Origin of the sequence: Sulfurimonas hongkongensis (assembly GCF_000445475.1) — a bacterium.
GTDB lineage: Bacteria > Campylobacterota > Campylobacteria > Campylobacterales > Sulfurimonadaceae > Sulfurimonas > Sulfurimonas hongkongensis.
Genome location: NZ_AUPZ01000008.1, coordinates 18,985 through 41,630, shown reverse-complemented (window position 1 = coordinate 41,630; position 22,646 = coordinate 18,985). Strand labels below are relative to the sequence as shown.

Here is a 22,646-nt window from a genome sequence, read left to right as displayed (position 1 = left end):
ACTATCTTATAATATCTTCAAAGCCTTTTATAACTATAAGACCTTGTGCAATCTCCATCAAAGCCAAATCTGCTGCTTTAATGCTTTTTGGATCAATATTTAACTTGCTTGTAGCACCATTTAAAATCTCATCACTTCTCTTTGAGACAGCAAGTGCCAACTGATAACGATCAAGAGTTTTGTTGTCATCTAATATTTTTGCTGTTAATTCTTCAACATTCATACAATTATTTCCTTAATTTTATTTTATAAGATGAAGGGGATCCTTCATCTTATTTTGTCACGGTATCGGAAGTAATTCCGCTACCTACGCTAACACTTGGTTTCCCTCGGCGGGAAGCCCTCGGCACTTGTGCCTCTTTGACTACCATTTGAAGCTTTTAAAACCGCGAATTTGTTCTGGGGCTTTAGGCTTTAAAGTAACACTAGCCTTCTCATTTTACTTCAAGAGAGACTGTGAAACAACTACAGTTATTTCACAGTCTCAAAAAAGGTAAAACGAGGCTAAAAGGAGACTTAATGCTACTGCACTATAGAACAGTTTTCTCTATTGCCGTTTAGTATGTCTAGCAAGTTTCCTTTTTTAGACATATCACACACTATAATTGGCAATTTGTTGTCTTTTGCTAATGCTATGGATGTGTCGTCCATAACTTTTATATGGTCTTTTAGAGCTTGCTCGTATGTTAGTTCTGAGAGTTTTATTGCATCCCTAAACTTTTCTGGATCTTTATCATAAACTCCATCAACCTTAGTAGCTTTTATGATAACCTCAGCACCAATCTCTACTGCTCTTAGAGTTGCCGCTGTGTCTGTTGTAAAAAATGGATTACCAGTCCCTGCTGCAAAGATAACCACTCTGCCCTTTTCTAAGTGACGAACTGCACGACGATTTATATATGGCTCTGCAATTTGTTCCATTTTTATAGCTGTTTGCATCCTCACTTGAAGCCCTGCATGCTCACAAGCCTCTTGCATAGCTACACCGTTTATCACAGTAGCGAGCATTCCCATATAATCACCGCTAGTTCTTTTGATAATGCCATCTTGCGCAGCTGTAACGCCACGAATAATATTTCCACCGCCAATCACTATGCCAACTTCTATGCCAGCATCTACTAAAGATTTTATCTCTTGAGCAATATACTTAAGTATCTTAGTATCAATCCCATGACCTGCTTCACCTGCGAGAGCTTCACCTGAAAACTTAACCAATACCCGTTTATTAGCCATGCAATTCCTTTTTAGGCATCTCTAAAATTTTTTGTCAGAGGTGCCCTTATATCTAAATCCGCGAATTATATTAAAATTTGTCTTTGATATTGCTTTTATAAATCTCCGTTTTTTATAATTCATCGGCATGACCGAAAAATATCTTTTGTTCTTGGTTTTTTCTCATCCCTTGGAGTATCCCTTTAGCTCTTGCTTTAGTTTGCGCATCGAAGTAGATAAACATATTTCTTGAAAAAATATAGTCAAATTTACCAAGAGTAGCGAATGAGGCATCAAAGATGTTTATAAGTCTAAACTCTACTAAACTTTTAATACTATCTTTTAAGATAAACTTATCATCTTGCTTATAAAAATACCTCTGCACAATCTCATCGCTAAGATTTCTTACATTTCTTTGTTTATAAACTGCTCTTTTAGCTTTATTTAATGCATCTGAGTTTATATCTATACCTAAAATCTTAAACTTATCTGCTTTTACTCCAGCTTCAAGAAGAGCTATCGCTATGCTATAAGGCTCTTCTCCCGTTGATGATGGCGCACACATTATCTTAACTGTAGAGGAGTCCTTTTTTACAAGACTTACTAACTCTTCTATCTGCTTAAACTCTCTATAAAAAAATGTCTCATTTGTAGTTAGATAATCTATAAGCTCTTGCTTTATATCTGCATCTCTATCTAAAAGACTTAGAAGTTTAGAAAACGAATTTATCCCTCTTTGCTTACAAAATGTCATAACTTTGTTGTTTAAAATATTCATCTGCTTATCAAAAGTAACACCTGTTTCATTTTTAAAGTATTCAGCAATCCCAGTTGCATCACTATAGTCAGTTGGTTCCTCTTTTTTTACCTCACCAAAACTCTTATCTTCTTTTTTTCTAAAAAAACTAAACATTATGAACAAAATTCCTTTATGGTTTGTATTATCTCTTTTATATCTAAAATTTTTATATCTTTTATCTCTTTTCTAGCACGACTAGGCATCCCATCTACGATGGCGCTTTGCTGCGACTCTGTCAAGCACAAAGAGCCGTTTTCTTGTAAAGCTTTGCAAGCCTCGATCCCATCTGCACCAATTCCCGTTAATATTACGCTTAAAAACTCTATCTCTTTTGTAAAGGGTAAAAAGGAGTTAAAAATATAGTTAATATCTGGATTAAAACTATTTAAGCTAGAGTCTTTTTTACTAAAGATTAGTCCATTTGAATCTCTGCTAACTCTAGTAGAACCTGAACATACATAGATACCTGAACTCTTTAAGTAAGTTTTATCATTAGCTATGAAGATATTGTTTGTTGGGTCCTCATCTAATCTTTTTGCAAAACTATCCATAAAACCAACAACCATATGTTGAGCTATTACAATGCTTGTATCGTTTAGTTTTGGCAAAGCTTTTATAATCTTTTCAATCTGTCCGGGCCCACCTGTTGAAGCTGCTATTAGGACTATTTTTTTTGGTACTGTATAGCTCATATTTGTTTTTCTATTTTCATACAACGAGGCCTTAATTTTTTTACTAAAATGTGACTGTATTATATCAAATATATCTCTTTATAGCACTCTTAAATAGTTACATACTATAATGCACAAAACATATCTAAGGACAAAATTTATGAAGTTTAAAAAATCTCTTTTTATCTCTCTTATACTTTACGCATCAACTCTATTTGCTGATAGCTGGGCTGTTGCTTTTATGTATCATCGTTTTAATGAGACTAAGTACCCATCTACAAATATCAAAATAGAACAATTCAAAAAACAACTAGAGTATTTAAAAGCTAACGACTACAATGTTTGGCATCTATCTAAAATCATCTCATATATAAAAGCAAAAAAAGAGTTACCACCAAAGACTGTAGCACTAACCATAGATGATGCATATATTAGTTTTTATGAAGATGGCTACCCACATCTTAAAGAGATGGGCTTCGCCTTTAGTCTTATGGTTAGTACCAATCCCGTAGATGCCAAATCAAAAAACTATATGTCATGGTCACAAATGAGAGAGATAAAAAAACATAAAGCAGAGTTTATAAACCACTCTGTCATGCATCACTACCTCATACAAAAAGATAAAAAAGAGATCCGAGATGAGATCTTAAAGGCTCAAAGGCGACTTCAAGAAGAGTTAGGGGATAGCACCAATGAAAATCCACGCCTCTTTTCATATCCTTTTGGAGAGTATGATGAAAGGGTTGAAAACATCTTAGAAGAGTTAGACTTCGTTGGCATCACACAAACTTCTGGGGCTATTGGTTTTGATACAGATTTAAGAAAAATACCTAGATTTCCTATGGCTGAGGCCTATGCATCCATGGATAGCTTTATAACTAAGCTAAACACAAAACCTATGCCAATTGTCTCTGTTTTACCAAAAAACAACATCATAAAAAACAACAATCCTCCAAAACTTACCCTGACACTAAAAGAGCAACTTCCAAATATGCAGTGCTTTATCTCAAGTGGTAAAAAGATAAATCACACTTGGGTATCACAAACCGAACTTGAAGTAAGCGCTGATAAGGAGCTAAAAAAGCCTAGAGATAAGTATACTTGTACAGCCCCTACAAGAGATAATAAGTGGTACTGGTATAGTCACTTATGGATAATTGAGTAACATTTTAAAGTTAAATAGTCAAATTGTCGCTCTAAAAAGTTTTTTTTAACTTTTTCTTTGATACAATTTTTTTTAACATTATTGGGGAGTATTTAATGAACAAACTATCTATAAAATTACAAGTTATCCTGCTTGTAGCAGTGTCTTTAGTCGTTTTGGCTTTTATCATAGGACTAATCTCAACAAACAAAAGTGCAGATGCACTACTAAAAAACAGTTATGAGAACTTAACAACTGTTCGTGATATGAAAAAAAGTCAAATTCAATCTTTTTTTGATAAAAATCTTGTAGATATAGAAGTTCTTTCTCGCTCACAAAATGTAAAAGAGCTACTAACAGATCTCATAGATGTACATGAGACACTAAATGTACAAGCAGATGAACCTTATCCAGTTAACAACGAGTTAGCAAAAGATAAAAAAGAGAGACATGAAGAGTATTTTCAAACTTATATGAAAGCCTATGAATATTATGATATCTTTATCATTTGTGCAAAACATGGACATGTTATGTATAGTGCTACAAAAGAGTCTGATTATGGTGCGAATTTAACTGTTGGTGCATTAAAAGATAGTCCTCTAGGAGAAGCTTACAGAGAAGCTCTAAAGAACAATCGCCCTACATTTATAGATATGAAACCATACGCTCCAAGCGAAAATGAGCCGACAATGTTTCTCTCAACTCCTGTATCTATTGATGGAGAGGTTCAAGCTGTTCTTGTATTTCAAATAAGTGACGCTGCTATAAACAAAGTTATGCAACAAAGAAATGGCTATGGCGAGACACAAGAGGACTATCTAGTAGGAGCTGATAAGCTTATGAGAAGTGATAGTTTTATCAACAATAGTACTCACTCTATTAGAGCATCATTTGCAAATCCAGCAAAAGGTAGAGTTGATACACAAGCCTCAAGAGATGCATTTGAGGGTAAAACAGACATTATAATGACAGAAGGTTATGATGGCAATCAAATCCTTCTTGCATATTCACACATAGATATTGGTCAAGATTTTGACTGGGCTATTATCTCAAGAATAGGCGAACAAGAGGTTATGATAACACCAAATGAGATAAAAACTTCTATCATCATAGCAGCTATAATCGCACTTCTTATCATAGTTGCGCTTACTGTAGTTATGATAAACATTAGCGTTATAAAACCACTAGATAGATTTAAAGATACACTTCTTAGCATCGGAAGTAACAACGACTTAAATAAGAAAGTTGATGAAAATGCTCCACTAGAGTTAGCTCAAATGGCATCAACTTTTAATGAACTCTTAGATAGTCTCAAAAACCTTATAAAAATTTCTAAACAGGGCGCTACAGAAAACGCTTCTATCTCTCATGAACTCTCAACTACTGCAAAAGGTGTTGGAGAAAATGTTGAAAAATCAGTTGTAGCAGTAGATGATGCAACTCTAAAAGCAAACACTACAAAAGATGAAATCTTAATAGCTATCACTGATGCGCAAGAGAGTAAAAAAGAAGTTGAAAAAGCAAATGAGAATCTAAATGCTGCTAGAAATGATATTGTTGCTCTTACTTCTAGAGTTCAAGGCAGTGCCCAACTAGAGATAGATCTAGCCCATAAAATGGATGCTCTCTCAGGTGAAGCAAATGCAGTTAAGAGCATCTTAGAAGTTATCTCAGATATTGCAGACCAGACAAACCTACTTGCACTCAATGCTGCGATTGAAGCAGCACGTGCAGGCGAGCATGGACGAGGCTTTGCGGTTGTGGCTGATGAAGTTAGAAAACTTGCAGAGAGAACTCAAAAATCACTAGGAGAGATAAATGCAACTATTAGCGTAATAGTCCAATCCATAAATGATGTGAGCACTCAAATGAACACAAATTCTCAAGAAGTTCAAGCTTTAGCTGAGATATCAACTGATGTAGAGGTGAAGATAAACGATAGTGTAAATATTGTAAACTTAGCTGTAAAAGCGAGTGATAAGACTGTAAATGATTTTGAAAAAACTGGTAAAGATATAGAGTTTATCGTAAATCAAATCACGCAGATAAACACTATCTCATCTCAAAATGCAAGAAGTGTCGAAGAGATAGCAGCAGCTGCAGAGCATCTAAACTCACTAACTGACGCTCTGCATGTAAAACTAGAGGAGTTTAGGACTTAATCATTAAACCCTTTATAGGAACGCTAACCAATGGCATACTCCATGATAAGAGGATTGCAAGAGACATCTGTCCCTGCCAATAAAATGGACGAGTTCGTTTTATTGTTATTATCAATGGTAGGCTCTAACTAAAATCCCTCTTTTTCCATCATGAGATATCAAATGATAGTTGGCACTATAAACTTTTGCTTTTTTGTTTGTGTGAACTTTTATAACCCAGTTAGCCTCAACTGCTCTGTGTTTTGCAAGTCCTGATTGGCTTAGTTTTTTCATCTTGTTGATGCTATTTTGGGTTACATTTAACTTATCATATATAAAATCATTATTTTCTAAGTTTTTATATAGTGTAAACTCCGCATCGTCTACTAAAGGGATGATTTCAAAATACTTAGCATCTTTGTGTTTGTTTATAAAAGAGATGATGTTTTTTTTACACTCCCAAGAGATGATATAACTCCCCATCTCCATGTCATAACAACTTGCAAACTCTTTTATAAGCTTCGCACCTTTTGGAGCTTCACTTAAATCCTCAAAGTTTTTATCAGCACTGCTCTTTACTAAAGGAGCTGGCGAAACATCTCTGTTGATTGTAGTTAGTCGTTTGTTCTGTTCTTGTATATTTTTTAGCTTCATCTCTAGAGATTTATACTCATTAATGCTTTTATACTCTTTTTGAACATCTAGTGGTAACTCTGCAAAACTCACAACTTTTTTAGCATTGTTTCTATCTTGAGAACTTTGAGAGTTTAAATCTACATAGAGATACCCAACAATTCCAAGTGCCGCTATTAAAAGGCTGTAAGCCACATAATGAAGTATATTTACTTGTGATTCTTTAAATTTTGCTTCCTTTTGCATAGTTTCTCCTACCTTTTGAGTTAAATGTATCATACAACACATGTCCAAAGAATTCAAAATGTGTTACAATTAAATTAATTTTTATAAGGAATTCTAATGAAATCTTCTTCTACAAATTCGACTGCTATTTCTAAAGACAGCCCAACTATTTCTGATGAACTCTACAGTGATGTTTTAGAGAAAAAAATCATCACAGAGATTGTTGATGATTCAAAACTTCCCTTTATATATATTTACTCTTCAAAACAGATATACTTATCTTCAATACTTCCAGTTTTGCATGATTTTGGCTTTATCATAATAGATGAGATTACCTATACTATAAAAAAAGGTAAGCAGCAAATCTATTTAAATAAATTTAACCTAAAACTAGATGACATAAAGAGCTTAAAAAACTCAAAACTAAATGTCCAGAGAGTTATTTCAGACTCACTTTTAGGCAATGCTCTATTTAGATGTAAGCTATACTCTTTAGTATTTTCTCAAAACCTCTCTATTAGAGAAGTGCTACTTCTTCGTGCTATGATTGAGTATATTGACCAGTCTGTTATCTCGATAAATCAAGAAGCGATACTAAATACTATCACAACATATCCTCAGATATCTAAACTTTTTATTGATTATTTTATGACAAAATTTAATCCAGAACAGACCAAAAGAGATAAGCTTTTAAAAGAGTTAGAGTCACATTTAGAAGAGCTTATAAAAGATGTTCCAAATATTATGGATGACAAAATTTTAAAACTCACCTATGCACTCATTCAAAACCTAACTAGAACAAACTACTTTTTTAACAACCCACAAATAGCTTTTAAAATAGATACCGCATCTTATGCTCAAAACCTTAAAGGGCTTCAACCAAATATAGAGATTTTTGTGTATCATCCTGAGTTTAGCGGTGTGCACTTAAGAATGAGCAAAATAAGCCGTGGAGGACTTAGATGGAGCGAGAGACATGAGGATTATCGCCAAGAGACAAAGTCACTTATGCTCACTCAAGAGGGCAAAAACTCCATCATCATTCCAGATGGCGCTAAAGGTGGATTTGTTATACATAAAGAGGAATCTACTATAACAAAAGATCTGTTTAAAAGCATTTATAGTGCATTTATAAATAATCTTTTAGATCTTGTTGACAACAGAGTTGATGGAGAGATAGTAAGAGATAAAAGGGTTGTAGCTTATGATGGAGATGACTACTACTTTGTTGTTGCAGCTGATAAAGGTACTGCATCTATGAGTGATGTAGCAAACGAGATAGCAAAGAGCCGCTCCTACTGGCTAGGTGATGCTTTTGCTAGTGGTGGAAGCAATGGTTTTGGACACAAAGATTTAGGTATTACAGCTCGTGGTGCATTGGTATCTTCTGAGAGATTTTTTATAGAAAGAGGTATAAATATAAAAGAGCAGAGCATCACGATAGCTGGCATCGGAAGTATGAATGGGGATGTTTTTGGAAATGGGATGCTCTATTCTAGGATGTTTAAACTTCTAGGTGCAATCTCCCACAAAGAGATTTTCATAGACCCAGACCCTGATGTAGAGATTAGTTATAAAGAGCGTTTGAGACTCTTTACAGCCAAAAACGGAAGTTGGAGTGCTTATAATAAAGAGCTTATCTCTAAAGGTGGAGGCGTATTTTTACGTTCACAAAAGAGTATAGAGATAAGTGAGGAGATAAAAAAACTGCTTGGCACTACTAAAAAGACTCTTAGTGGAGAAGAGTTAGCTAAAAAAATGCTAATGATGAGAGTTGATATGCTCTTTAATGGTGGAGTTGGAACCTATGTTAAAAGTTCTCTTGAGTCAAACTTAGACCTTGGCGATAAACAAAATGAAGCAGTTAGACTAGACGCAACTGAGTTAAGGGCTAAAGTTGTATGTGAGGGTGGAAACTTAGGTTTTACTCAAAGAGCTAGAATAGAGTATGCAAGAGCTGGCGGAGAGTTGAATCTAGATGCAATAGACAACGCTGCTGGAGTAAATACATCTGACCATGAAGTAAATTTAAAAATACTCCTTAATATCATAAAATCAAAAAATCTTTTAAGTGAAGAAGGTGCTAAAAAAACACTAAAAGACTTAACTGAGCAAGTAGTAAACTTAGTTTTATGGAGCAATTATCACCAATCTCTAGCAATTTCGCGAGACTCTAGTTTAAGTCATCGCTATTTGGATGATTTTCTATCAAGTATTGAGGTTTTAGAGACCAATCTATCAACCTTTAAAAGAGTAGATAACTTTATACCTAAAAACGAAAATATCTCTGAGATACTTTGTCCTGCTGGCTCTATTGTTAGACCAATCATTAGTTCACTTATCTCTAATTCTAAGATATTTATTAAAAATATTTTACTTAATTCTACCCTTGTTGATGAGAGTTTTGCGAATCAATTTTTATTTAAATACTTTCCAAAATCATTTATAAGTGCTTATGAACATGAAATTCAAAACCACCCCCTTCGTCGTGAAATCATAGCTACAATCATGGCAGATACTATAGTAAACCTTCAAGGCGCTACCTTTATTTCTGACTTTAACAAAATAGGAAGAGATGGCTTTTTACTAAAGATAAAGTCATACCTCATCACAAACCAACTCTTTGATGCTAATGATATAAGATATGAGATATATAGAAATGATTTTAAGATGAATGTAAAGCTTCAGTACAAACTCCTAGATGAGATAGAGAGGACTCTAGGATTTACTACTAGATGGATGTTAAGGTACCTAGCTAAACATCAAGTAGATGTAAATCATATACTAGACTACAAAGAGGAACTTTTTGAGATTTTAGGCAATATGAATGACTCAAAGATTACAAAAATCTTAGATGACAACCAAAAGTTTAACCTTTTCTTTAGTGCTATAGACTACCTAAAGTTTGCAGTAGCTGCTATTATGGTAAAAGAAAATTCACTTCACTCTTTTAAAGATGTTGCAGTGCTTTTTTACTTTGTAGTAAATGAGTTTAAGATTTTAGAGATGATAGCATCCCTAAATGCAATAGATATAGCATCTAGTAGCCAAAAAATCCTAAGACATCAAGTCCTCCAGTATATAGAGTTTATCGTGGTTCATTTTACCGTCAAAGTTTTGGAATTTCAAAGAGTAAACGAAACACCTCAGGAGGCTTTTAGAGAGTATCTAGAAAATGAACAAGAGTCATTTGAAGATATGAGAGCTAACATAGAACTTTTTATGTCAAAAGAGACAAAGAGTATCGAAGAGGTTAGCATCACTGTAAATCAAATTATGACTTCTATTTTATAGCATAGCTTTTTTTTAAGCATGCTATAATTGCAAAGAAATTACAAATACTCTTTAATATAGGAAACTTTTGAACTGGTTTAACTTTTTTGATACTAAAATAACAGAACTTCGCCATCCTTTTGGCAGAGGCATAAATGCTTCACTCTCCCCTAATGAAGAGGAGCTTTTTAACAAGTCTTATGAATCTTTTGAGAAGCATGAGATACTAGATGCTTATGAGTTTTTCCTCAAAACGCTAGAGAACTTCACAAATCAAATCTCAAACAAAAACATCACAATTATAAGAGATGATGAAAAGCTAGAGTTTGAGATATTTCAAGGGAGTGCAAGAGTCACAGGAGTTGTAACGAAAGAGTCTCTTTACGCGCAAGTTGTGATGATAAAGACTAAAGAAGCTACGGTTGCACTAAAACGCTACATCTTAGAGAGAAACTACCAACTAACTTATGCTAATTACTCAAGCGATGGTGAGTTTATAAAGCTAAAACTCTATCATGACAATATAACTGCATCTCCACAAAAGATATTTTTTCCACTTCGAGAGATTGCTCTAAATGCTGACTTTGACAAAGAGTATTTAAAGAGTGAATTTAAAGATATCAGACTTGAAGATTCTTCTCATATTGTAAAACTAGAAGATGATGAGCTAAAGATTAAGTATGAGTTTTTGCATAAGTGGATAGATGAACTAGAAGCAAAGATACTTACACTCCCAACAAATGATAATGCTGGGATGCAGGCTTTTTTATACCTGCATCTACTCTTTAAAATTGACTACCTTTTAATCATAAAATGTGATGTTTATCAAAAGATGAGTAAAAAAATACGGATATATTTTAGTGATGAGAACCTCTCAACTGAGTACAAAAATGAAGAGCTAAGAAAGTACGTAGAGAAACTTAAGAACATGGATTTTAAAGAGTTTAGCAAAAAATTTTATAGTGCAAAATACACTTTTAACCCGATGGAGAAGGTTTCACATGAAGAAATCTCCAACTTTATAGATGAATCGTTTATAAAAATAAGATGGTATAAAAACAATCGCTACAATCAGATCATACCTACCATCTATAGATATATTCCTTTTTATATTTTATACAATTATGGGCTAAATCCTATTGTAAAAAGGCTTCTGCATACTCTAGTTAAGATTCAAAATCCGACTTTTTTTAAAGCACTAGGTTATAGTGTACTTTATGACAAAGACAAAAAAATCTTTGCTAAAAAAGCCATCAAAGCCAGAATCAACGATACCATAGTTCCACATCAAGCAAGATATAAAGAGCTAAAACCTTTTGGAGATAAGCTTAACTTCTCATCTCTAAATGAGTTTAGCAATAGCTATCTTTTACAGCTAAAGCATCTAAACTTTGAGGAGATTTAGATGATAACTCAAACACTACTCGATACTTATATAGACAACATCATCCAGATAATGACACCTTATGGAACTGGAAGTGGCTTTATCATGGGCGATTTAATTGTGACAAACTCTCATGTAGTAGGTGGACTAAAAGAAGTGGTAGTTAGTTCAAAAGATATAAAAAGAACTATCGCAAAGGTTGTTTATGATGATAGTGATTATGATTTAGCTTTTATAAAAACTGAGTTTGATGAGCCGAAAAATCCTTTAAAACTCTCTTCTAGCAGAGTTAAAAATGGAGATACAACTATAGCCATAGGACACCCTTATGGACTAAACTATACAGCTACAGAAGGCATAGTTTCAAAAGCATCAAGACTCTATGAAGACCTAGAGTACATCCAAATAGATGCGGCAATTAACCCAGGAAACAGTGGTGGACCACTCCTAAACGTCAAAGGCGATGTTATAGGTGTAAATACTTTTATCATTCAAAATGCCAATAACCTAGGCTTTGCACTTCCACACTTTTATGTAAAAGAAGCTATACAAAATTTCAAAGAAGTAGGCGAAATAAACATCATAAAGTGTCCATCTTGTAAAAATCTTATAAAAGAAAAAGATATCAAAAATGACTACTGCCCTGAGTGTGGTACAAAGCTAGAGATTGCAAAGCTTAGACGAAAAGGCTACACTCCATCAGGTGCTACAAAACGCTTAGAAGATATACTTGATTCACTTAACATAAACGTCACCCTCTCAAGACGCTCTCAAGCCTCGTGGAGAGTTGACTATGGAAGTGCAAGAATAGAGATTAACTACTATGAAAATGGCATCATTATCGGTGATTCTAAGCTTTGTAGAATTCCAAAAGAGGATATAGAAAATATCTATGATTATCTTCTTAGTGAGAATGAAAACCTTAGCTACTTGCAGTTTTCCATAAATGAAAACAGTATCTATCTATCTTATCTTATAGTCGATTCTTCTCTCACATTTGATGAGGGAAGAGTTGCATTAGAGAGGCTCTTTAGACTCTCTGATGAATATGATGAGATTTTGATAGATAGATTTAAAGCCATAAAATTAAAAAGAGATGAGGAAGATAGATAATGAGCAAATTTTTAAAATTTAGTCTAAATTTAGAGAGTTTTATAGATGATTTACAAAAGATTATAGAGCAAAATAATAAAAGCGTTGATGAGTTACTCAAGCTTGATAAAAAGAGTTATAGCTCTTTTGTCAAACCACTACAAGAAAATGAAGAGAGACTTGAGCTGTTTTTCTCGCCACTCTCACACATAAATGCGGTAAACAATTCAGATGAATCGCAAAAAGTATATGCCGACTCTCTGCCCATCATTACAGATTACTCTACAAAACTATCTCAAAATATAGAGATTTACAGGGCTTATAAAGAGATTTTAGAAGATGAAGCTAAAACTTTAAACTTTGAGCAAAAAAGAGTTCTAGATTTAAACATCTTGCACTTTGAATTAAGCGGTGCTCATCTTGATAAAAAGTCAAAGACAAGACTTCAAGAGATAAATATCAAAAAGAGCCAACTCTCAAATGACTTCTCTCAAAACCTCCTAGATGCAACCAATGCATATGAGTATGTAACATCTGATGCAAAGGATGTTGATGGACTTTTAAAGAGTGATATAGAGAGTGCTAAGTTTGAAGAGGATGGAGTTACAAAGTACAGATTCACCCTTCAGATGCCATCATACATAGCTTACATGACTTATGGTCCTAACTGCAAGATAAGAGAAGAGCTTTACAAAGCTTATGTTACTAGATCTCCAGAAAATGCAGCCATCATAGATGAACTTCTTAGTTTAAAAGATGAGATGAGCAAGATTTTAGGCTTTAGTAACTATGCAGAACTCTCATTAGCATCTAAGATGGCAAAAGATACAAAGAGCGTTATAGACTTTTTACAAACTCTAATAGACAACTCAAAAGAGCAGGCAAAAGAAGAGCTCAAAGAGGTTCAAGCACTCTCAAAAGAGCCACTAGAGAGTTTTGATACTGCTTACTATAGCGAGATGCTTAAAAAAAAGAAGTACGAGATAGATGAAGAGGAGTATAGACCTTATTTTGAGCAATCAAGAGTAGTAGATGGAACATTTGAGTTTTTAAATAGACTCTTTGGCATCTCATTTGTAAGAGTGGATGAAAAGCTTTGGGATGAAAAAGCCAATGCTTATGACATCTATCTAAAAGACGAGTTAAAAGCAAGAATCTATCTTGACCTTGAAGCTAGAAAAAGCAAGCGAGGCGGAGCGTGGATGCACAACTTTGAGACTCACTCTAAAACTAAAGATGGCGAAGTAAAACTTGCATCTGCTTTTGTAGTTTGTAACTTTACACCATCTAGTAAAACGCAAAAATCACTTTTAAGACATGATGATGTAGTAACTCTGTTTCATGAGATGGGTCATGCCATTCATCATCTACTAAGTGAAGTTGGCGAGATTGAAGTAAGTGGTGTAAATGGAGTGGAGTGGGATGCAGTTGAGTTTCCATCACAGTTTTTAGAAAACTTTGCTTATGAACCAAAGGTTTTAAAACTCTTTGCATCTCATCATGAAACAAAGGAAATTTTGCCAGATGAGATGATAGAGAGACTTGTTCGTGCTAAAAACTTTATGTCAGCATCACAGATGCTAAGACAATTAGAGTTCTCTTTGTTTGACTTTAAACTCCACTCAAAGCTTTATAGTGGCGAGAGTATTCAAGACTTACTAGATTCCATCAGAAAAGATACTGCACTTATAAAACCACCAGCATATAATAAGTTTCAAAATGGCTTTTCTCATATCTTCGCAGGTGGTTATGCGGCTGGATACTACAGTTACAAATGGGCAGAGGTTTTAAGTGCTGATCTCTTTTTTAGCGTGGTTGATGAGGGGATTTTTGACTCTAACGTAGCTAAGGCTTATCTTGATATTGTACTAAAAGGTGGAGGGGCAAAGAGTATGGATGAGTATTTTAAAACTCTGATGGGCAGAGAGCCTGATGCGCAGAGCTTGTTGAGATTAAATGGAATCATCTAATGAAACATCTCTTTTTACTCTTTGCTCTTCTTGGCACACTCTTTGGAGATAGAGTTTTGAGTATTGCCTCTTATAATGTTGAAAACCTTTTTGATTTAGAGAAAAAAGGCTACAAATATAGAGAGTATAAGCCAAATACTAAGAGTAACTGGAATCAAAAAACATACAAAATCAAACTACAAAATATTGCAAAAGTCATAAAAGAGATAGATGCAGACATCATAGCCCTACAAGAGATTCACTCCCTTAAAGCTCTAAAAGACCTACGTTTTACACTAAAGAGAGCTGGACTTTATTATGAATTTTACAAAATTGCGAACAAGAAAAATACAGCTATAAATGTAGCGATTTTAAGCAAGTATCCCTTTGTATACACTAAAGAAGTAGAAGTTACAAAAACTTACAAATATAGAAATATCTTAGAGGCAAAGTTTAAGATAGATGGAGTCCAGTTTTACTTGTTTGCAAACCACTGGAATTCAAAGTCAAAACCTGAAAGTAAAAGAATTTTTTCTGCTAAACTCTTAAGAGATAGAATCCAAGAGATTGGATATGATAAAAACATCATCTTACTGGGTGACTTTAACTCCGACTATGAAGAGTACATAAAGTTTGAGCGTATAAGAAGATTAAATGATACCAACGGCAAAACTGGCATCAACCATGTTTTACGAAGTGTAAAACAGACTCAAAGAGCCAAAAATACAAAATATGAACAAAATAATTTTTATAACCTCTGGTATGATGCAGACCCAGATGATAGATATACTTACATCTATAGAGGTAAAAAAGAAGCACTTGACAATATCTTAATCTCTCAATCTTTGTTAGACAAAAGAGAGATGTTCTATCTTGATGGAAGCATAAAAAATCTACAAAGAGACTATCTCTTTAAGAAAAAAAACATCTATAGATGGCAAATCTCAAAAGCAAGGATACCAAGACATAAAGGAGAAGGTTATTCAGACCATCTACCTGTTATGGCGAAGTTTAAGCTATTAACTAACTAGTAATATTAAGCTGGCAAGACTTTCGGAAGCGATGCTTTAGCTTCGCCCTGTGGGGCTTTGAAGTACTAAGTGGCTTCCAAGAAAAAACTCAATCCAAACACCAATTAATCTCGCCTCTTTTATGTTTGGCTAGATAAGCATTTGCTTTTGAAAAAGGTTTTGAGCCAAAAAAACCTCTATAGGCACTTAGTGGCGAGGGGTGTGGAGCTTTTAGAATTAGATGCTTATTTGTATCTATGAGCTTCTCTTTCTTTTGTGAGGGATTTCCCCAAAGCACAAAGACTATATGTTTATACTCTTTTGAGAGTTTTTTTATAACAGAGTTAGTAAACTCTTCCCATCCTCTGCTCTTATGAGAGTTTGCTTTTGCCATCTCAACACTTAAGACGCTGTTTATTAGTAAAACACCCTCTTTTGCCCAGTGAGTTAGATCTGGCGAACTTGGATAAGAACAAGCCATATCATCAACAAGCTCTACAAAAATATTTCTAAGTGATGGTGGAGTTTTGCACTCTTTTACAACTGAAAAGGCCAAACCATTAGCTTGAGAAGGTCCATGATATGGATCTTGTCCAATAATGACAACTTTTACATCTTCTGGTTTAACTAACTCAAATGCTCTAAATATCTGCTCTTTTGGTGGAAAGATTTTTTTAGTTTCGTACTCATTTTCTATAAACTTCTCTAATTTTATAAAGTAACTCATCTGCATCTGTGAAGAGACAAGTGATGACCAATTTGTAGCACCTAGTAATTGTTTTAGCATCTGCTACTCTTTTGAAAGGGCTAAGATAACTTCTCTTATCTCATCTTCTTCAAAGTATATATTTAAAGCAAGTTCATTGCTGATTTGACCTAGTAATTTTTTCTTTTTTTCAACTCTTGCATCACCCTTTAATCCATTTAGTGCATCTTGGAGTTTTTGTTTATAGTTTGAGATGATCTCATTTTTTTTATCTTCCTGACTTCTACTAACTACCACCTCTTTGCTTCTTAAAACTAAGATGATAATAATAACTAAAACAACAATCCCAAAAACAGAGTAAATAATCTCACTATCCATAAAAAAACCTTTTAGTAAAAAAAGAAGTATATCAGCTTTTTTACACAATTTACGCACTATTATTAGTTATTAAGGTGCTAAACTATACACTAAAAGCATAATAATTTTTACTAAAAGGTTTTGTTTGAAAATATTTTTACTACTTTTTTCTATCTTTATTGTTTTTGGTTTTGCTAATGAAAAAAAAGATGAAAAGATCGAAAAACAGCTCTATGTCCCACTTATTGAGAGATATATCTTAGATGAGTTAAAAGAGATAAGAATAGACCATCATAGGCTTCGCTCTGATGTTGAGCAGCGAATTTCAAAAGCTGAGGTCGCTCAGACTGACAGATCAGCAAGATATATCACAGATACTATAGGAAATATTTTTTATCTCATTGCAGCTGCGACTTCGATCCTCATCTTTGCAGGCTGGAACTCTCTTAGAGATATCAAAAAAAAGACTGAGGATATAGTTGAGTCACGAGTTGAGCAAATCACTAAAAAGTACAACGAGAAACTAGACTCGCTTCAAGACACACTAACTGAGCAGTCTAAGCGAATACTAGAAAATCAAAATAAGATTTATAACACCCAGTTTATCCACTCCTTATGGATGCGTTCAAACCTAGAGACAAATCCACAATCAAAAATAGACATCTACGATGAGATACTAAAACTAAACTCTAATGATGCAGAAGTATACGCTTACAAGGCTGATGCGGTTTTAGATTTAGATGAGTATGAATGGGCACTAAACCTTAGTAACAAAGCTATAGAGATAGATGACAATTACGGGTATGCTTATTGGCAACGTTCTTGTGCAAATGCAGAACTTGGAAATCTAACAGATGCTATAAGTGACCTAGAACTAGCCTTACAAAAATCTCCAAACTTAAGAGATGATGTAGAAAATGAAACATCATTTGATGATATAAAAGATACAAAAGAGTTTAAACAAATACTAGCCCAAATAGAAAGAGGAGTCAATATATGAATATAGATACAACAACCTTTAATGAGGCAAAAATACTTGCCACTTCATGGCAGAGGGATATTGCAAAAAACAGGATTCGTTCTGAGAAGAAGTTTCATGCCATCATGAAGCGACTACTGAGCAATCCTAGGAACAAAATATTTCTTATAGAGCTACTAGACCAAAGCTTTAGATCACAAGACAATAACCGCATAGCTGATCAACTAGAGTATATCTTCAACAAGTACAATAACACAACTTTTTTTACAGAGTTTGAGCAACTCTTAGTTTGGCTCTTTCGCAATCTTGGCATCTACCTGCCAGCTATCTCTGTGCCACTTTTCATTACTTACTTAAGAGGTGATATAAAAGATATAGTTATAAAAGGCGAAGATAGATCATTAAATAAGCATCTTCAAAAAAGATTGGCTGAGAAAACCAGAGTAAATATCAACATAATTGGCGAAACAGTTTTAGGTGAAGATGAGGCAAAAGATAGAGTCTCAAAATACATATCAGCTCTTGAGAATCCAAATATTGACTATGTCTCTATAAAAATCTCTACAATATTTTCACAAATAAATCCTCTTGCATATGACTGGAGTGTTGAACAAATCTCTTTAAGCCTCCAAGATATCTATAGAGCCGCGCAAGAGAACAACTCAAAGTTTATAAACCTTGATATGGAAGAGTATAAAGATATAAATCTTACTATAGATGTTTTTATCAAAACCCTCTCTCTTGAAGAGTTTAAACATCTTCATGCAGGCATAGTTTTACAAACATATATTCCAGAAACTATAACTCACCTAAAAAGACTATATGAGTGGGCAAAAAAAAGAGTTGATGATGGCGGGGCTAGCATAAAAATAAGACTCGTAAAAGGTGCAAATCAAGAGATGGAACTCACAGAAGCATCTCTTAGAGGTTGGGAGTGTGTGACTTACTTAGATAAAGCCCAAAGTGATGCAAACTTTAAACTTCTTATGGACTTTCTTATAAGCAAAGAAGTCTCACCTTACATAGACACAGGAGTTGCATCTCACAACCTTTTTGATTTAGCACTAGGCTACATGCTTGCAAAACAAAGAGGGGTTTTAGAGTGCTTTAGTGCTGAGATGCTTGAGGGTATGAGTGAAACGGCTTATCATATTCTCAAACAAGAAGATATTGAGGTTATTCTCTACGCTCCAACTGCAACTTCAAAAACCTTTACAAACGCTATAGCCTATCTTGTTAGACGCTTTGATGAAAATACGGCAGAGCAAAACTTTTTAAGACATAGTTTTGGACTTGAAGTAGGAAGTGAGGCTTGGGAGATTTTGCTTCGTAGTTACGATAACTCACTTGAAGCACTCGGTTCGCTTCGCCTAGAGCCATATAGAACACAAAACAGAAATACAGAAAGCTTTGAAAGTATTGTAAACGTCCAAGATTATGTTTTTAAAAATGAGATCGACACAGATTTTACGCTTCCACAGAACCAAATATGGGCAAACAAGATACGAGACAAATATAAAAATATATCAAAAGAGAAACCTTTAAAAGCTTATATGGTCATAGATGGAAAAGAGCGTGAGAGTGATGAAATAAAAGAGGTCATGGATAAGTCACAATTTAGCCAAAATGTGATTTTAGGTAGTTGTTTTATGGCTGGGGAGGATGAGTTAAAAAAGGCCATAAGTGTTGCAAAGAGTGATAAAGATGGCTGGAGCAAACTAGATTTAGCACAAAGAACTCAAATCCTTATGAAAGTAGCAAATGAGTTTAGAAAAAACAGAGGTGAGCTTATAGGAATGGCTGCAGCTGAACTTGGTAAAGTCTTTAGTGAGACTGATGTTGAAGTCACAGAAGCCATAGACTTTTTAAACTTCTATCCTTATAGTGTTAAAAAACTAAGTGAGCTAGATGGTATAAAGCTTGAGCATAAAGGTGTCGGTTTAGTTATAAGCCCCTGGAACTTTCCAATAGCCATAGCAGTAGGAGGAATAGCAGCAACCCTAGCAACAGGTAACAGAGTCATCCTAAAACCATCTTCAGATGCCCTACTTTGTGCATATATGCTTTGTAAATGTTTTTGGGACGCTGGAGTTAGTAAAAACACCCTACAATTTACTCCAACTCAAGGAGTATTAGCTGGAGAGCACTTAGTTAAGAGCAAAGATATTGATTTTGTGATATTTACAGGAAGTGAAGATACTGCTTATGGCATGCTAAGTGAGCGTCCAGACATTCATCTAAGTGCTGAGACTGGGGGCAAAGATGCAACAATAGTTACAGCCCTTTGTGATAGAGATCAAGCCGTAAAAAATGTAGTAGCTTCTGCTTTTAACAACTCTGGACAAAAGTGTTCAGCTACTTCGCTCTTAGTTTTAGAAAGAGAGCTTTATGAAGATGCGGAGTTTAAAAAAATGCTCGTAGATGCAACTCTCTCTTTAAATGTTGGCTCGGTCTGGGACCTAGAAAACAAAATTAGTTCACTAGTAAACATACCATCAGGAAACTTAAGAAATGCACTAGAGCATTTAGATGATGGGGAGAAATGGATCATAACTCCTAGCTACGCACAAAATGGAAATCCTTATATGTTAAGACCATCTATTAGATGGGGGACAAAAAAAGGGGATTTTTGCCATATGAACGAGCTTTTTGGTCCAGTTCTAAGTGTGATGTGTGCAGAGGATTTGGATGACGCCATAGATATAGTAAACTCTACTGGATATGGCTTAACTTCGGGGATTGAGTCTCTTGATGAGAGAGAAGTTGAGAGGTTTAAAGATGGGATACTCGCTGGAAATCTTTATGTAAACCGTGTAACAACGGGAGCTATAGTTATTAGACAGCCTTTTGGCGGTATGGGTAAATCAGCTATAGGAAGTGGCAAAAAAGCAGGTGGATTTAACTATGTTTCTCAATTTACAAACATTACTTGTGAGACAACAACAGATGAAAAATCAGCTTCACATCCATACTTAAAAAATCTCCAAGAGATTTTAAAGGATGAAGAGAGTTACAAAAGCGTTTTAAAGAGAAGCATTAAGACTCTTGGAGGTTTTGCTCACTACTTACAAAGCGAGTTTTTACAAGAGCATGATTATGCAAATATCAGAGGTGAAAGCAATATTATCAGATACTTAAATGTCAAAAAAATGACACTAGTTATCAGTAGTGATGACTCACTATATGAGATACTCTGCTCCATTGCAGCTGCAAAACTCTCTGGTGTAAACCTTCATGTCTCCCTACCAAAGAAGATAGATTCTCATGAACTTTTATGGCTGATGGGTAAAAAAGCTTTCTTACTTGATGATAGCGACTCTCTTGCAAATGAGTCTTTAGAAGAGTCCATTGAGTCCATGAGAGAGTCACAAAGAGTTAGGTATCTAAGTAAAGACAACATTGAAGATGAAGTTTATATAGAGATGGCAAAAGATGCTATACATATTGCTAGCGAACCTTTTATATCTCATGGTAGAGTTGAACTTATGCACTATTTTTTAGAACAGAGCATCTCTCACAGTTATCATAGATATGGAAATCTAGGGCTAAAGAGTCTCGATGAGAAGGAGGATAAGTAGATGGAGGCACCACTTTTAATTTCATTTTTTCTTTATATGATAGTGATGGTGGGTATTGGGTTTTACTTTTACTTTAAAACTGATGACTTAAGCGATTATGTACTAGGCGGAAGAGGTTTAGGTCCAGGTGTCACAGCACTTAGTGCAGGTGCATCTGACATGAGCGGGTGGCTACTTTTAGGGCTTCCGGGGATGATGTATAGCCAAGGTTTGGTTGGTAGTTGGATTGCAGTTGGACTTTTTATAGGAGCTTTTTTAAACTGGCACTATGTTGCAAAACCTCTTCGTGTTTATACTCACTATCTTCATGATGCTATTACTATTCCTGATTATTTCTCAAACAGATTTAAAGACAACAAAAATACTCTAAGAGTTATAACTGCTATTGTTATTTTAATCTTTTACACCCTTTATACATCCTCAGGACTAGTAGGCGGGGCTAAACTTTTTGAAGCTACCTTTAACCTAGAGTATTCAACTGCTTTAATAGTCGGTAGCTTTATCATTGTTTCATACACATTTTTAGGTGGATACAACGCCGTTAGTTGGACTGATTTCATTCAAGGCATCCTTATGATGTTAGCTCTTGTTATCACTCCTCTTGTGGTTTTATACGATATCGGCGGGGTTAATGAGGCTATAAAAGTCATAGAATTACATGATGCAAAAATGTTAGATATTTTAAGAGGAAGCTCGCTTATTGGAATTATCTCACTTCTTGCTTGGGGGCTTGGATATTTTGGCCAGCCTCATATCTTGGTGCGTTTTATGTCCATCAGAGATGAAGATGAGATGCATCGTGCAAAAGCCATAGGTATGACTTGGATGGGACTCTCAATAATAGGCTCACTAGCTGTTGGTTTTTTTGGTTTTGTTTATGTTTTATCTCATGGAGTTGACTTAAATGATAGTGAAAAGATTTTTATAACCCTCTCTCAACTACTTTTTAACCCTTGGATCGCCGGATTTCTGCTAGCTGCTATTTTAGCGGCTATTATGAGCACTATTGACTCTCAACTTTTAGTATCTTCTTCTGTTCTAACAAGAGATATCTACCACGCTCTCTTAAGAGAAGATGCAAGCAATAAAGAACTTGTTTGGGTTGGTCGTGCTACTGTTATAGTCATAGCCGTCATCGCTTGGTATATCTCAACAGACGAAAACTCTAGTGTATTGCAACTTGTTTCTTATGCTTGGGCTGGTTTTGGTGCCGCTTTTGGACCACTTGTTATCTTATCTCTCTACAACCAGAACATAACAAGAACTGGAGCAATAGCTGGAATGGTAGTTGGCTCTTTAACTGTCATCATCTATAAAAATATAGAGGGCGGTATATTTGACATATATGAACTCTTACCTGGTTTTATCCTTGCTTGGATTGCTATTTTAATATTTAGTAGAGTTGGTGAGGGTGCTTCAGATGAGTCTAAAAAGATATTTCAAGAAGTTCAAAAGAAGTTGAAAAAGTAGAATGTATAAATAAGAGTTTTAAG

General features: G+C 34.7%; 17 protein-coding genes. 10 read left to right on the top strand and 7 right to left on the bottom strand.

Translation table 11 applies throughout. The features are described from left to right. Position 1: 1 nt before the first annotated feature. The 4 genes from M947_RS18755 to M947_RS18740 all read right to left on the bottom strand — a co-directional run bounded on the left by M947_RS18755 (position 2) and on the right by M947_RS18740 (position 2,703). A complete protein-coding gene (locus M947_RS18755; RefSeq protein ID WP_021287657.1) occupies positions 2 to 223 on the bottom strand; it encodes a DNA-directed RNA polymerase subunit omega in 222 nt (73 codons plus the stop codon). 299 nt (positions 224 to 522) lie between these two features. Further along, positions 523 to 1,233 carry a UMP kinase gene (pyrH, locus tag M947_RS18750; RefSeq protein ID WP_021287656.1) on the bottom strand — a complete coding sequence of 237 codons (711 nt, stop codon included), beginning with the start codon at positions 1,231 to 1,233 and terminating at the stop codon, positions 523 to 525. 112 nt (positions 1,234 to 1,345) lie between these two features. Then, positions 1,346 to 2,125 carry a CheR family methyltransferase gene (locus tag M947_RS18745; RefSeq protein WP_021287655.1) on the bottom strand — a complete coding sequence of 260 codons (780 nt, stop codon included), beginning with the start codon at positions 2,123 to 2,125 and terminating at the stop codon, positions 1,346 to 1,348. Next, entirely contained in the window at positions 2,125 to 2,703 is a 579-nt protein-coding gene (locus M947_RS18740) for a CheB methylesterase domain-containing protein (protein WP_031347999.1), read from the bottom strand. Before M947_RS18740 ends, M947_RS18745 begins: the two co-directional genes overlap by 1 nt. A 139-nt stretch (positions 2,704 to 2,842) precedes the next feature. On the opposite strand from M947_RS18740, the gene M947_RS18735 reads away from it, so the two are divergent. Further along, on the top strand, positions 2,843 to 3,847 hold the full coding sequence (locus tag M947_RS18735) for a polysaccharide deacetylase family protein (protein WP_021287653.1): 1,005 nt from the start codon (positions 2,843 to 2,845) through the stop codon (positions 3,845 to 3,847). 95 nt (positions 3,848 to 3,942) lie between these two features. After that, positions 3,943 to 5,988 (top strand): methyl-accepting chemotaxis protein, encoded by a 2,046-nt coding sequence (locus M947_RS18730; protein WP_021287652.1) that lies wholly within the window; start codon positions 3,943 to 3,945, stop codon positions 5,986 to 5,988. 111 nt (positions 5,989 to 6,099) lie between these two features. Here the strand turns inward: M947_RS18730 and M947_RS18725 are convergent, their stop codons facing one another. After that, the gene (locus tag M947_RS18725) at positions 6,100 to 6,846 is read right to left on the bottom strand and encodes a hypothetical protein (protein WP_021287651.1); all 747 of its coding nucleotides are present in this window, start codon (positions 6,844 to 6,846) and stop codon (positions 6,100 to 6,102) included. A gap of 96 nt (positions 6,847 to 6,942) precedes the next feature. Here M947_RS18725 and M947_RS18720 point away from each other — a divergent pair, with 96 nt between their 5' ends. From M947_RS18720 to M947_RS18700, 5 genes are all read left to right on the top strand, one after another. Then, positions 6,943 to 10,119: an NAD-glutamate dehydrogenase domain-containing protein gene (locus M947_RS18720; protein WP_021287650.1), complete on the top strand. Its 3,177-nt coding sequence runs from the start codon at positions 6,943 to 6,945 to the stop codon at positions 10,117 to 10,119. A 67-nt stretch (positions 10,120 to 10,186) separates the two neighbouring features. Beyond that, the gene (locus M947_RS18715) at positions 10,187 to 11,503 is read left to right on the top strand and encodes a hypothetical protein (RefSeq protein WP_021287649.1); all 1,317 of its coding nucleotides are present in this window, start codon (positions 10,187 to 10,189) and stop codon (positions 11,501 to 11,503) included. Further along, positions 11,504 to 12,595, top strand: coding sequence for a trypsin-like peptidase domain-containing protein (locus M947_RS18710; protein WP_021287648.1), 1,092 nt, complete (start codon positions 11,504 to 11,506; stop codon positions 12,593 to 12,595). Continuing rightward, complete coding sequence (locus M947_RS18705; protein WP_021287647.1) at positions 12,595 to 14,544, top strand: M3 family metallopeptidase; 1,950 nt, start codon at positions 12,595 to 12,597, stop codon at positions 14,542 to 14,544. Before M947_RS18710 ends, M947_RS18705 begins: the two co-directional genes overlap by 1 nt. Further along, positions 14,544 to 15,554, top strand: coding sequence for an endonuclease/exonuclease/phosphatase family protein (locus tag M947_RS18700; protein ID WP_021287646.1), 1,011 nt, complete (start codon positions 14,544 to 14,546; stop codon positions 15,552 to 15,554). The genes M947_RS18705 and M947_RS18700 overlap by 1 nt, the downstream gene beginning before the upstream one ends. Positions 15,555 to 15,642: 88 nt before the next feature. Here the strand turns inward: M947_RS18700 and M947_RS18695 are convergent, their stop codons facing one another. Both M947_RS18695 and M947_RS18690 read right to left on the bottom strand, forming a co-directional pair. Further along, positions 15,643 to 16,320, bottom strand: a complete 678-nt coding sequence (locus M947_RS18695; protein ID WP_021287645.1) for a uracil-DNA glycosylase — start codon at positions 16,318 to 16,320, stop codon at positions 15,643 to 15,645. Between the two features lie 3 nt (positions 16,321 to 16,323). Further along, positions 16,324 to 16,617, bottom strand: coding sequence for a hypothetical protein (locus M947_RS18690; RefSeq protein WP_031347997.1), 294 nt, complete (start codon positions 16,615 to 16,617; stop codon positions 16,324 to 16,326). A 124-nt stretch (positions 16,618 to 16,741) separates the two neighbouring features. Between M947_RS18690 and M947_RS18685 the strand changes: the two genes are divergently transcribed. Genes M947_RS18685 through putP form a run of 3 tightly spaced genes read left to right on the top strand, consistent with a single transcriptional unit; the run spans position 16,742 to position 22,623 of the window. Continuing rightward, positions 16,742 to 17,596, top strand: coding sequence for a tetratricopeptide repeat protein (locus tag M947_RS18685; RefSeq protein WP_021287643.1), 855 nt, complete (start codon positions 16,742 to 16,744; stop codon positions 17,594 to 17,596). Further along, the gene (locus M947_RS18680) at positions 17,593 to 21,153 is read left to right on the top strand and encodes a proline dehydrogenase family protein (protein ID WP_021287642.1); all 3,561 of its coding nucleotides are present in this window, start codon (positions 17,593 to 17,595) and stop codon (positions 21,151 to 21,153) included. Before M947_RS18685 ends, M947_RS18680 begins: the two co-directional genes overlap by 4 nt. Beyond that, complete coding sequence (putP, locus tag M947_RS18675) at positions 21,154 to 22,623, top strand: sodium/proline symporter PutP (protein WP_021287641.1); 1,470 nt, start codon at positions 21,154 to 21,156, stop codon at positions 22,621 to 22,623. Positions 22,624 to 22,646: the final 23 nt, after the last annotated feature.